The sequence below is a fragment of the Methylobacterium sp. JK268 genome (genome assembly GCF_054052225.1).
Genome location: NZ_JBSVZN010000030.1, coordinates 47,570 through 58,106, shown reverse-complemented (window position 1 = coordinate 58,106; position 10,537 = coordinate 47,570). Strand labels below are relative to the sequence as shown.

General features: G+C 74.0%; 10 protein-coding genes. 8 read left to right on the top strand and 2 right to left on the bottom strand.

Annotated features, from left to right (window positions below; genetic code table 11):
* Positions 1–163 precede the first annotated feature (163 nt).
* The 7 genes from ACW9J6_RS26425 (at position 164) to ACW9J6_RS26395 (ending at position 7,343) form a co-directional block, all read left to right on the top strand.
* Complete coding sequence (locus ACW9J6_RS26425; protein ID WP_457119329.1) at positions 164–586, top strand: hypothetical protein; 423 nt, start codon at positions 164–166, stop codon at positions 584–586.
* Positions 587–821: 235 nt separating this feature from the next.
* Positions 822–1,061 carry a hypothetical protein gene (locus ACW9J6_RS26420; RefSeq protein WP_457119328.1) on the top strand — a complete coding sequence of 80 codons (240 nt, stop codon included), beginning with the start codon at positions 822–824 and terminating at the stop codon, positions 1,059–1,061.
* A gap of 94 nt (positions 1,062–1,155) precedes the next feature.
* The gene (locus tag ACW9J6_RS26415) at positions 1,156–1,473 is read left to right on the top strand and encodes a hypothetical protein (RefSeq protein ID WP_457119327.1); all 318 of its coding nucleotides are present in this window, start codon (positions 1,156–1,158) and stop codon (positions 1,471–1,473) included.
* A 154-nt stretch (positions 1,474–1,627) separates the two neighbouring features.
* Positions 1,628–4,294: a CHASE domain-containing protein gene (locus tag ACW9J6_RS26410; RefSeq protein WP_457119326.1), complete on the top strand. Its 2,667-nt coding sequence runs from the start codon at positions 1,628–1,630 to the stop codon at positions 4,292–4,294.
* 154 nt (positions 4,295–4,448) lie between these two features.
* Entirely contained in the window at positions 4,449–4,883 is a 435-nt protein-coding gene (locus ACW9J6_RS26405) for a response regulator (protein ID WP_457119325.1), read from the top strand.
* A 13-nt stretch (positions 4,884–4,896) separates the two neighbouring features.
* Positions 4,897–5,946, top strand: a complete 1,050-nt coding sequence (locus ACW9J6_RS26400) for a sensor histidine kinase (RefSeq protein ID WP_457119324.1) — start codon at positions 4,897–4,899, stop codon at positions 5,944–5,946.
* A gap of 206 nt (positions 5,947–6,152) precedes the next feature.
* Positions 6,153–7,343 (top strand): L-dopachrome tautomerase-related protein, encoded by a 1,191-nt coding sequence (locus ACW9J6_RS26395; protein ID WP_457119323.1) that lies wholly within the window; start codon positions 6,153–6,155, stop codon positions 7,341–7,343.
* A gap of 12 nt (positions 7,344–7,355) precedes the next feature.
* On the opposite strand, the gene atzD is transcribed toward ACW9J6_RS26395, so the two are convergent.
* The gene (atzD, locus tag ACW9J6_RS26390) at positions 7,356–8,444 is read right to left on the bottom strand and encodes a cyanuric acid amidohydrolase (protein ID WP_457119322.1); all 1,089 of its coding nucleotides are present in this window, start codon (positions 8,442–8,444) and stop codon (positions 7,356–7,358) included.
* 239 nt (positions 8,445–8,683) lie between these two features.
* Here atzD and ACW9J6_RS26385 point away from each other — a divergent pair, with 239 nt between their 5' ends.
* The gene (locus ACW9J6_RS26385) at positions 8,684–9,742 is read left to right on the top strand and encodes a hypothetical protein (protein ID WP_457119321.1); all 1,059 of its coding nucleotides are present in this window, start codon (positions 8,684–8,686) and stop codon (positions 9,740–9,742) included.
* A 37-nt stretch (positions 9,743–9,779) separates the two neighbouring features.
* Here ACW9J6_RS26385 and ACW9J6_RS26380 read toward each other — a convergent pair whose 3' ends face one another.
* Positions 9,780–10,226 (bottom strand): MarR family winged helix-turn-helix transcriptional regulator, encoded by a 447-nt coding sequence (locus tag ACW9J6_RS26380; protein WP_457119320.1) that lies wholly within the window; start codon positions 10,224–10,226, stop codon positions 9,780–9,782.
* Positions 10,227–10,537 lie beyond the last annotated feature (311 nt).

The following is a 10,537-nucleotide window of genomic DNA, read 5'->3' as shown; positions in this document are numbered from 1 at the left end:
TCCCCACCCCTATCCCCCCCCCCACCCCCTCTGTGCGCCTCGCGGCCACCCCCCCCCCCCCCCACGGCGCCGGGTGGCGGTGCAGATTGCTGATCCGCTGTTGCTTCGTTCTGCGAAGATGTCATCCTGTTGAGGCTGGATATCATCTTGAAGGATGACAGTCATGAGCAGACGCATTCTCGTCGGGCCGGTGATCGGTCTGATGCTGTCTTTCCCCGGACTTGTCGTGGCTGCGGTCGAAGCGTCCGCCCAGGGCATCGTCGTGGAGACGCCCGGGGTGCCGCGGGTCGTGGTCCCGCGCCTGACGCCGGGATCGAACCCGCTGACCGACGGCTCGCTGGTGTTCCACGGCAATTACTGCGGGCCCGGCGACCGCGGACCCGGACGGCCCCCCGTCGACGCCCTCGACCGGGCCTGCATGCACCACGACGCCTGCACGCCCGCCGGCGGCATTCCCTCCTGCGGCTGCAACGCCCGGCTGCAGCGCGAGGCCGCCGCCGTGGCCCGCAGCCCGCGGCAACCGGCCGACCTGCGCGACCTCGCCGCCCTGGTCTCGCAATCCGCCGCGGTGATGCCCTGCCAGTGAGTCGCGCCCGCCGCGCCGCCGAAACGGGTCCGCGATTCGCGTTGCGGACCCGAGCGTCAAGCCCGATGCGGCGCGCCGCTTGCCGTGTGCCGGCTATCCGCTGTGAATCATGGGGACGATTCGCCCGGAATCGCGGCCAGGCCACAGGTTAATGCAGATCGCGCCCCGGCACATCCCCCGATCGGAAAGGGCATGAGGCATAATCCTCCCAAAAGGAAAGACAGTGGAGGTGGCTATGCAATTTTTGATCGAGCAGGATGATCCCGGGCAGTGGCGATGGCGGCTGATCGGGCGGAAGAACGAAACCTTGCTGCGTTCGGACGACACCTTCCCGTCGCGCGGCGAGGCGGCCAACGCGGCCACGACCTGTGCGCGCACGATCGAGGGGGCTTCGCGGCGGATGTCGGCCACCCCGCAGCCGCCGCGGCGGATTCCGCGGCCCGGTCCGCGCCGGCCGATCTTCGCCCAGCACTGAGCCCGCCCGCGCCGGTTGCCGCAAGGCGCTTGCAAGCGGGCGCGGCCGTGCTATCGGCGCCCCGTCGCGGGAGGGGCCGCGCGGAATGCTGATCATGGGTCGTCACCGTGTCGCCATCGCTGCCGTCCTCGCGCTGGCCGTGCTGACCTGCGCCATCCTGGCCGCGGATCCGGCTCGCGCCCGCGAGGATCTGCTGGCGCGGTGGGAGCGGGCGGACGCGGTCTGCGGCCTGCCGGCCTCGGTGATGACCGAGCAGGCCTGCCTCGACCGGGCGCGCTTCGCGGCGGGTCTGCACCGGGCCGGATGGTGCGAGGCGCCCCCGACGAGCCCCTACGAGCATTGGGGCTGGCGGCCTTGCGCGGCGCGGGCGAGCGCGCCCCATCCTCGGGAGAGGCGGGGGGCACGGGGGTAGAAGCGCGACGCACCACCATCCCCTTCGCCGGACCATGCTCTAGATCTGCCGCTGGCCCGCGCAGAGGACATCCGTCATTCCGTCGCTCATCTCCCGCTCGCTGCCGCTGCCGGACAGGGCGGGGCGTCACGGTCTGTCGATCCTCGTCCTGGCGGTGGGACTCCTCGTCACGGCTGCGGTGACGGCGAGCCTGTGGAGCGCCAGCGCCACGCGCGACCGCGAGCGGTTCGATCGCTTGGTGCGGGAGCAGGTCGACGCCATCCGCGAGCGGCTGGAGGCGGGCCTCACGCTCCTGCGCGGGGCCAGCGGGCTCTACGCCGCGAGCCGGGAGGTGACACGGGCGGACTTCTCCGCCTACGTGGCGCAGCTGCACCTGGAGGACCGCTACCCGGGCATCCGCGGCCTCGGCTACGCCCGGCGCTTCGCGCCGGGCGAACGCGAGACCCTGGCGCGCCGCCTCGGCGCGGAAGGTTTCCCCGGCATCCGCCCCTGGCCGGAGACCGGCGCCGCCGAGCCGACCAGCATCGTGGCGCTCGAACCCCTCGATCCACGCAATGCGGCGGCGATCGGCTTCGACATGTCGTCCGAGCCGACGCGCCGCGCCGCGATGGAGCGGGCCCGCGACGAGGGTGGGCCGGCCCTCTCGGGCCGGGTGGAACTCGTCCAGGAGATCGATGCCGAGAAGCAGCCGGGCTTCCTCCTCTACCTTCCGGTCTATGCCGGGGGAGCGGTGCCCGACGGGGTCGCGGCCCGGCGCGCCGCGCTGACGGGCTGGGTCTACGCGCCGTTCCGGGCGGGCGACTTCTTCTCGCGCATCGCGGCGCGGCGCGGGGCGGGCGGGGAGCGGGAACTCGCCCTCGCGGTCTTCGACGGAGAGGACCTCCGGCCCGACGCGCGCCTGTTCGCCGTCGAGTCTCCCGCCGGGGCGGCTGGGCCGGGCCTGTCGGCCACCCGCCGGATCGCCGCCGCGGGCCGGACCTGGACCCTCTCGGCGGCGGCGACGCCGGCCTTCACCCGGGACCCGACCGGCGCCCTGGCCCCGGCTGCGGCCGGGATCGGCCTCAGCCTGACGCTCGTCCTCGCGGGGGCGGCCGTCGCGCAGACGCGGGCGGCCCGGCGGGCCGAGGCGGACGGGAGGGCGCTGCGCGAGGAGACCGAGCGCCTGGAGCACCTCAACCGCGCCGGATCGGCCCTGACCGCGGAGCACGATCTCGGGCGCCTCGCGCAGGGCATCGTCGACAGCGCGACCGCGCTGATCGGCGCGGCCTACGGCGCCTTCTTCGAGCGGGTCCCGGCCGGGCGCGAGGGCAATGAAGAGGAGGTCTGGCGGCTCTTCAGCCTCTGCGGCGCCCCGCGCGAGGCCTTCACCCGCTTCGGCCTGCCGCGGTCGACCGCCCTGTTCACGCCGACCTTCCGGGCGGAGGGCGTGGTCCGCGCGGACGACGTGATGGCGGAGGGCCGCTATGGCTCGCATGGCGGCATGCCGAAGGGCCACCTGCCGGTGCGCAGCTACCTCGCCGTCCCGGTCGTCTCCGGGGCGGGCGAGACCCTGGGGGCGCTCCTGTTCGGCCATCCCGAGCCCGCCCGCTTCGGTGAGCGGGAGGAGCGTCTGATCCTCGGCTTCGCCGCCCAGGCGAGCATCGCCCTCGACAACGCCCGGCTCCTCGTCTCCGTGCGGCACGAGCAGGACCGTTTCCGCGCCGCCGTCCAGGCGGTGCGGGGCGTGCTCTGGACCAACGACGCCGAGGGCCGCATGACCGGCGAGCAGCCCGGCTGGTCGGCGCTCACCGGCCAAGACAGGTCCCAGTACGAGGGCTACGGCTGGGCCGACGCCGTGCATCCCGAGGACGCGCAGCCCTCGATCGACGCCTGGAACGCCGCGGTGGCCGCGCGCCGGACCTTCGTGTTCGAGCACCGGGTCCGCAGCCGCGACGGGACCTACCGCCCCTACGCGATCCGCGCGGTGCCGATCCTGGAGCCGGACGGCCGCCTGCGCGAGTGGGTCGGCGTGCATACCGACATCAGCGAGCAGCGCGAGGCGGAGGCCGAGCTGCGCGAGTCCAACGAGGAGATCCAGCGCTACGCCTACATCGTCTCCCACGACCTGCGGGCGCCCCTCGTGAACGTGATGGGGTTCACGAGCGAGCTCGAGGCCGTCCAGGAGGAGATCCGCGCCGCCCTCGGAGACCATCCCAGGGCCGCGCCGATCGACGCGGACATGCGCGAGGCGCTCGGCTTCATCAGGGCGGCGATCACCAAGATGGAGGCGCTGATCGCCGCGATCCTGAAGCTGTCGCGGGAGGGACGGCGCAGCTTCCGGCCCGAGCCCCTGGCCATGACCGCCCTCGTGCAGGGCCTCGCGGACGCGCAGCGCCACCAGGCCGACGCGGCCGGGGCCGTGGTGAGCGTCGCCCCCGATCTCCCGACCATCACCGCCGACCGCCTCGCGGTGGAGCAGATCTTCGCCAATCTCCTCGACAACGCCCTGAAGTACCTGTCCCCGGACCGGCCCGGCCGCATCGACGTCACCGCCGAAGCCGCGCCTGGCCGCCGCGTCCGCTTCGCGGTGCGGGACAACGGCCGCGGCATCGCCCCGCAGGATCACGCCCGGATCTTCGACCTGTTCCGCCGCGCCGGCCCCCAGGACCGGCCCGGGGAGGGGATCGGCCTCGCCCACGTCAAGGCCCTGGTGCGCTCCCTCGGCGGGCGGATCGCCGTGGCCTCGCGCCTCGGCGAGGGCACGACCTTCACGATCACCCTGCCGTCGCGGCCGGTCGAGGGCGCGGAGGATCGGGGCGCCCGCGGCCTCGCCGCCGAGTGACGGTCCGGGGCGGGGCGCGGGCTCCGGACCGGTCGCGGCGGCGTCGTCGCGCCGGGAAGACTGGTGGATCGAGGCTTCTGGCCGCGCGAAACTTGCGGTACGCAACGGACTGCCAAGTCCCGCGGACTCCGGCGACGACCCGGGAGGAGGGCGAATGCACCCCGTCTGCATCGTGATGATCGAGGATGACGAGGGTCACGCCCGGCTCATCGAGCGCAACATTCGCCGGGCCGGCGTGAACAACGAGATCGTTCCGTTCCGGGACGGCACCGCCGCGCTCGCCTACCTGTTCGGGGCCGACGGGTCCGGCGAGGTCAGCGCCGGCCGCCACCTCCTGATCCTTCTCGACCTGAACCTGCCGGACATGACCGGCATCGATATCCTGGAGAAGGTGAAGGCGAACCCGCACACCCGCCGCTCGCCGGTCGTCGTCCTCACCACCACGGACGACAGCCGGGAGGTCCAGCGCTGCTACGACCTCGGCGCCAACGTCTACATCACCAAGCCCGTGAATTACGACGGCTTCGCCAACGCCATCCGGCAGCTCGGCCTGTTCTTCTCGGTGATGCAGGTGCCCGAGAACCCGTGAGCGACGAGACTCCATGAGCGACGACCCGGTGCCGGGGCAGGCCCGCATCCTCTACATCGACGACGACCCCGGTCTCGCGCGGCTGGTGCAGCGGGCGCTCCTGGCGCGGGGCTACGGCGTGGACCTGGCGGCGGATGGCGAGGCGGGCCTCGCGCGGCTGCGCGCGGGCGGCGTCGACGTGGTCGCCCTCGACCACCACATGCCCGGCCGCAGCGGCCTCGACGTGCTGGCCGAGATCCGCGCCCTGCCGGAGGCGCCGCCCGTCATCTACGTGACCGGGTCCGAGGACAGCCGGGTCGCCGTGGCGGCGCTCAAGGCGGGCGCCGTCGACTACGTCTGGAAGGACGTGCAGGGGCATTTCCGCGAACTCCTGGGCGAGGCGGTCGGCACCGCCCTGCGTCAGGAGGCGCTGCGGCGCGACAAGGAGCGGGCCGAGGCCGAGGTGCGGGCCGCCCGCGACCGGGCCGAGATCCTGCTGCGCGAGGTCAACCACCGGGTCGCGAATTCGCTCGCCCTGGTGGCGGCGCTCGCCCGGATGCAGACGAGCGCCGTGGCCGACCCGGCCGCCAAGAGTGCGCTGGAGGAGATGCAGGCGCGCATCTCGGCCATCGCCGGCATCCACCGGCGCCTCTACACCTCGCAGGACGTCGAAGCGGTGGAGGTCGACGCCTACCTCGCGAGCCTCGTGGAGGAGCTGGAGGCGTCCATGAAGGCGTCCGGCCGCGACCACGCCATCCGCCTCGACGCCGCGCCGATCCGGCTCGCCACCGACAAGGCGGTGTCCCTCGGTGTTGTCGTCACGGAACTCGTCACCAACGCCTACAAGTACGCCTACCCGCCGGAGGTCGCCGGCGAGATTCGGGTGGCGATCGTCCGCCGGGGCGACGACGAAGTGACCCTCGTGGTCGAGGATGACGGCGTCGGCTGGTCGGGCGAGGGGACGCCGCTCGGCTCCGGGCTCGGCTCGCGCATCCTGCGGGCGATGGGCACGAACCTGCGCGCGCGGGTCGAGTACGACCCGGCGCATCGCGGCACCCGCGCGACGCTCTCCTTCCAGGGGTGATGCCATCTGCGCTCGATGATGGACGCGCCTCTTCCGGATCTCCGTCCGCTGACGCTGCAACCGTCCGGAAAAGGGAGGAGTGTTCGATGTGAGTCCACGGACGATCGGACCGCCCCGCGAGCCGGTTTCTCTCGAAACCCGAATTGAACCTCCCACGCCCGGTCCCGCGTTGCCCGCCCGTGTTCCACGCGCCCGAGGCAACGACCATGGCCCGCTCCGCTCCCCTGCGCCTGACCCTCCTCCTGACGGCCTGCGCCCTGCCCGTCGCCGCGCTCGCCCAGAGCCCCGGCGCATCTCCGACGGGCGAACTCACCCAGGTGGCCCGCTTTCCCCACCAGGTCACCGGCGTCACCGTGTCGAAGGACGGCCGGATCTTCGTGAATTTCCCGCGCTGGACCGAGGACGCCCCGGTCTCCGTGGCCGAGCTGAAGGACGGGCAGGCGGTGCCCTATCCGGACGCGGAGTGGAACAGCTGGCGCAACGCCCGCAAGGACGAGGTCGCGGCGAAGGACCACTTCGTCTGCGTGCAGAGCGTGGTGGCGGACGGGCAGGACCGGCTCTGGGTGGTGGACGCGGCGGCGCCCGCCATGGCGCAGGTGGTCAAGGACGGGCCGAAGCTCGTCGCCATCGATCTCAAGACCAACCGCGTCGCGCGCACGATCGCCTTCGACCCGAGCATCGCCCCGCAGGGCTCCTACCTCAACGACGTGCGCATCTCGCCCGACGGCAGGACCGCCTACCTGACCGATTCGGGCGCCGAGGGCGCGCTCATCGTCGTGGACATCGAGAGCGGCAGCGCGCGGCGCCTGCTCGCCGGCGACCCCTCCACCATGCCCGACCCGGCCGTGCAGGTGACCTATGACGGCAAGCCCCTGCGCCGGCCCGACGGACGCGGGGTGGAGTTCTCCGCCGACGGCATCGCCCTCGCGCCGGACGGCAAGACGCTCTACTGGCAGGCCATCAAGGGCAGGACGCTCTACAGCCTGCCGACCGACGCGCTCACCGGCTGGATGACCTCGGCGATCGTCCCGGAGGCGCTGACCGACAAGAGCCTGTCGGGCAAGGTCCGGGCGGTCGGCGAGAACGGTCCGGCCGACGGGCTCTGGATCTCCCGCCACGACGGGCGGATGTACGTGACCTCGCCGCAGGACAACGCGGTCAAGGTGCGCGACCTCTCGGGCCGCAGCGGCCTCACGGTCCTGGTGCAGGATCCCCGCCTGCGCTGGCCCGACACCTTCGCGGAGGGGCCGGACGGGACGATCTACGTCACGTCCTCGCACATCCAGGACTCGGCCTTCTTCAAGCCGGACGCGCCGAGCGCGCTGCCGACGGAGCTGTGGGCGATCAAGCCGACCACGGAGGCGACCGGGTCGACGGCGCCCAAGCCGGCCCGCTGAGGGTCCGTCGTCTCAGCGCCGCGCGATCACCGCCACGGGGCCGCCGCCGTCCGGCCCCTGGAACTCCGCCCCGCCGGACACGAACAGGTCGGTGAACCCGACGAGACCGGCCAGGGCCCCGGCCACGAAGGCGCGGGCGTGCCGGGTGGCGCCGATGTCGGAATCGGTCAGCATCGTGTGGCGGCGCCCCCGGATGGTGCCGTCCTGCGACGCCTCCGCCTTGGCGAGCACGGCCACGAGGCGCGACCGGCCCGCCTCGTCCACGAACCCGTCCGGTCCGGTGAGCCCGAGCCGGCGCAGGCAGGCGGCGACCGGGGCGACGTCGATGGCGTCCCTCATCACCGCGTGGTCGATGGCGAGGGCGCCGGTCCAGTCCGGCGACATGCCCATCACCACGATCTCGTGGTCGAGGAGTTCGACCCCCGCCGAGGCGCCGCAGCGGCGGGCGTGGACGACCGGGTCCGTCTCGGCGACGTTCGCGGCGATCGCCGCCTCCGGCACCTCGCCGAGGGCGAGGGCGGCGCCGAGCGCCGCGGCGGCCCGCGACAGGCCCATGGACCGGAGCGTGTCCCGCGTGGCCGGAACCGCGCCGCGGTCGAGCGCCGCGCCGATCCGCTCGAAGGTCAGGAGCGGGCACTTCACCTGGACGTAATGGACCTCGTCCGGCCTCAGGCCCGCCTCGCGCAGGGCGGCGCGCACGCCCTCGGCCACCATCGCGGCCTGAGCGCGCCGGCCCAGATCCTCCGGGGGAAGCGCGGGCGTGCGCGCCTGCCCGACCGCGAGCGCCGGTCCGGGCCCGGCGGCCTCGCCCACCGTGACCACGAGCCAGTGCGGCGAGAGGCCGCCCTCGGTGCCGCCCGACATCACCATGGCGATCCGCCGGAGGCCCGCCTCGCCGACGAGCGGCGCGAACAGCCCTCGCAGGGCCCGGACCGCCAGGGGCCGCGTGAAGTCGTTGACGCAGCCGTTGCCCTCCGTCTTGCCGAAGACCGCCACCACCTCGTGCGGGTTCAGGCGCCCGGTGCCGAATGCCGCGGCCAGGGGCGAGACGTCGTCGGGGGCGCTCATCGGCAGGCGCAGGACGTCGGCGCGGCGGGGCATGGAAACTCTCCTCGGGCGCCCGCCCGGCAGCAACGCCCGTGCCACCGCCGGACCACGGGACCCGGCCGGCCCGGCCACCGGCACCGGGACCGCGCGCCGCAGCCGCGCGCGGCTGTGTCGGCGACCCCTTTGTGCCATAGGCAGAGGGTCAAGTCCCAGCCGCTGCGTGAGGGTGCGGTGCGAGGTGGTGTTCCGACGGGCGGCCGCGGCGGGCCGGGCCGGCGCGCGGAGGCGGGGCGGTGAACCGCCGGCCGATCTCGCTGGCGGTCGGGGCCGCCGCGCTCGGGGCCTGCGCCCTCGCCGGGGCGGCGGGCACCGCCGTGATGCCCTCCTACCTCGCCGCGTGGCTGGTCCTGGTCTCGCTGCCGGCCGGGGCGCTGCCCCTCCTGATGGGCCTCGAACTCGCCGGCTTCGCCGCCGAGCCCATGGCGGCCTCGCTGCGCCGCCTCCTCGGCCTCCTGCCCGTCGCCGCGATCCTCCTGGTGCCGATCCTGCTCAATCTCGGCGGCCTCTACGGCGGCGGGAGGGGGCCGGCGCCCCGCACGGCGCTCGCCGCGATCTGGTTCACCCCGGCCTTCTTCACCCTGCGCAGCCTGCTCTACCTCGCGGTCTGGCTCTGGCTCGCCGAGACCTTCCGGCGCGCGCCGATCGACCTCGGCCTCGAACAGGCGGCCGCGCGGCGGCGGCGGGCCGCCCTCGGGATGGTGCTGCACGCGGTGCTCGGCACCCTGGCGGCGGAGGACTGGGTGCAATCCGTCGATCCGGGCCTCGCCTCGACGGCCTTCGGACTCCTGGTGATGACGATCCAGGCCGGGCTCGCCCTCTCGGCGGCGGCCCTCGTCGCCGCCCGGGCGAGTTCCGGGCGGCCGCTGCGCGACAACCGCATGGCGGCGGCCTTCGCCGACCCGATGCTGGTGCTGCTGGCCTGCTGGGGCTTCGTCCACGTGGTGCAGTACCTCGTGGTCTGGTCCGGGAACCTGCCCGAGGAGGCGCGGTGGTACATCGACCGGGGCGGCGCCCTGGCGCGGGTCGGCGCCGTCGCGGCGCTCGCCACCGTGCTCCTGGCGCTCCTCGTGCTGCTGCCCCGCCGCGTGGTCGGGCGCCCCGCCGCGCTGGTCGGCGTGGCGGTGCTGGTCCTTGCCGTCCACGGGGCCGAGATCTTCTGGCTCGTCACGCCGGGCTTTCGCGGCGCCTTCCGGGTCACCCTGTCCGACATCCTGGCCCTGGTGGGCGTCGTCGGCGTGGCCGTCGGCCTGTCGAGCCGGATCGAGCGGAGCCTGTGGCGGCCCCAGCCCTGACGGGCGCGGGACGAGGGAGCCTCGCCCGCGCGGTGCGTCATCGCGGCGGGTCCGCCGGCTCCGATCCGTGCAGGTCGACCAGCCGGGTGAGCATCCGCATCATCCGGTCCCGGTCCTCCGGCGCGAGCGGCTCCAGCAGCCGCTCCTGAACCCGGCGCACCGCCGGCTCCACCTCCCCGAGCACCCGGGCGCCGGCCGGCGAGAGGCGCACGAGCTTGACCCGCTTGTCGGTCGGGCTCGGGCTGCGGAGGATCCAGCCCTTCGCCTCCATGCGCTCCAGCACGTCGCCGAGCGTCGAGCGGTCGAACGCGATCAGCGTGGACAGCCGCGTGGCGTCGACCTCGGGATTCTCGCGGATCGCCGTCAGCGCGGCGTACTGCACCGAGGTCAGGCCCGCGGCGGCGCATTCCTCGGCGAAGATCGCCGTCGAGATCTGGTGGAGGCGGCGGACCAAGTGGCCGGGCATGGCGTAGATGGCGCTCATGGGGGGCTGTCGTGCGTCTCCGGCCGCGACGGGACGGCCGGCAGCCGGTCGCGCGCGGCGGGTCATATCGCACGTTCGATCGGTGGCGGTCACCCGGGTCGCGCGCGCCGCCCTGACCCGTCGCCGCGGGTACGCACTCCCGGGGACGGCCCGGCGGGGCGGTCGGCGCCGCTGATTGACAGTACACTTATCATCAGTGTACGTTCTTTATTGGAGCGGGAACGCCGCCCGAACCCTCCGCAGGTCCCGCATCGCCCGGGCCGCCGCGCCACTTCGCCGGCCGGCCGCGATGAGAGATGTGATCCGCGGAA

What these genes read in the sequence shown, in the direction of transcription:
- ACW9J6_RS26425 (WP_457119329.1), top strand. Translation starts at nt 164, where the DNA reads ATGAGCAGACGCATTCTCGTCGGGCCGGTGATCGGTCTGATGCTGTCT.
- ACW9J6_RS26420 (WP_457119328.1), top strand. Translation starts at nt 822, where the DNA reads ATGCAATTTTTGATCGAGCAGGATGATCCCGGGCAGTGGCGATGGCGG.
- ACW9J6_RS26415 (WP_457119327.1), top strand. Translation starts at nt 1,156, where the DNA reads ATGGGTCGTCACCGTGTCGCCATCGCTGCCGTCCTCGCGCTGGCCGTG.
- ACW9J6_RS26405 (WP_457119325.1), top strand. Translation starts at nt 4,449, where the DNA reads ATGCACCCCGTCTGCATCGTGATGATCGAGGATGACGAGGGTCACGCC.
- ACW9J6_RS26400 (WP_457119324.1), top strand. Translation starts at nt 4,897, where the DNA reads ATGAGCGACGACCCGGTGCCGGGGCAGGCCCGCATCCTCTACATCGAC.
- ACW9J6_RS26395 (WP_457119323.1), top strand. Translation starts at nt 6,153, where the DNA reads ATGGCCCGCTCCGCTCCCCTGCGCCTGACCCTCCTCCTGACGGCCTGC.
- atzD (WP_457119322.1), bottom strand. Translation starts at nt 8,444, where the DNA reads ATGCCCCGCCGCGCCGACGTCCTGCGCCTGCCGATGAGCGCCCCCGAC.
- ACW9J6_RS26380 (WP_457119320.1), bottom strand. Translation starts at nt 10,226, where the DNA reads ATGAGCGCCATCTACGCCATGCCCGGCCACTTGGTCCGCCGCCTCCAC.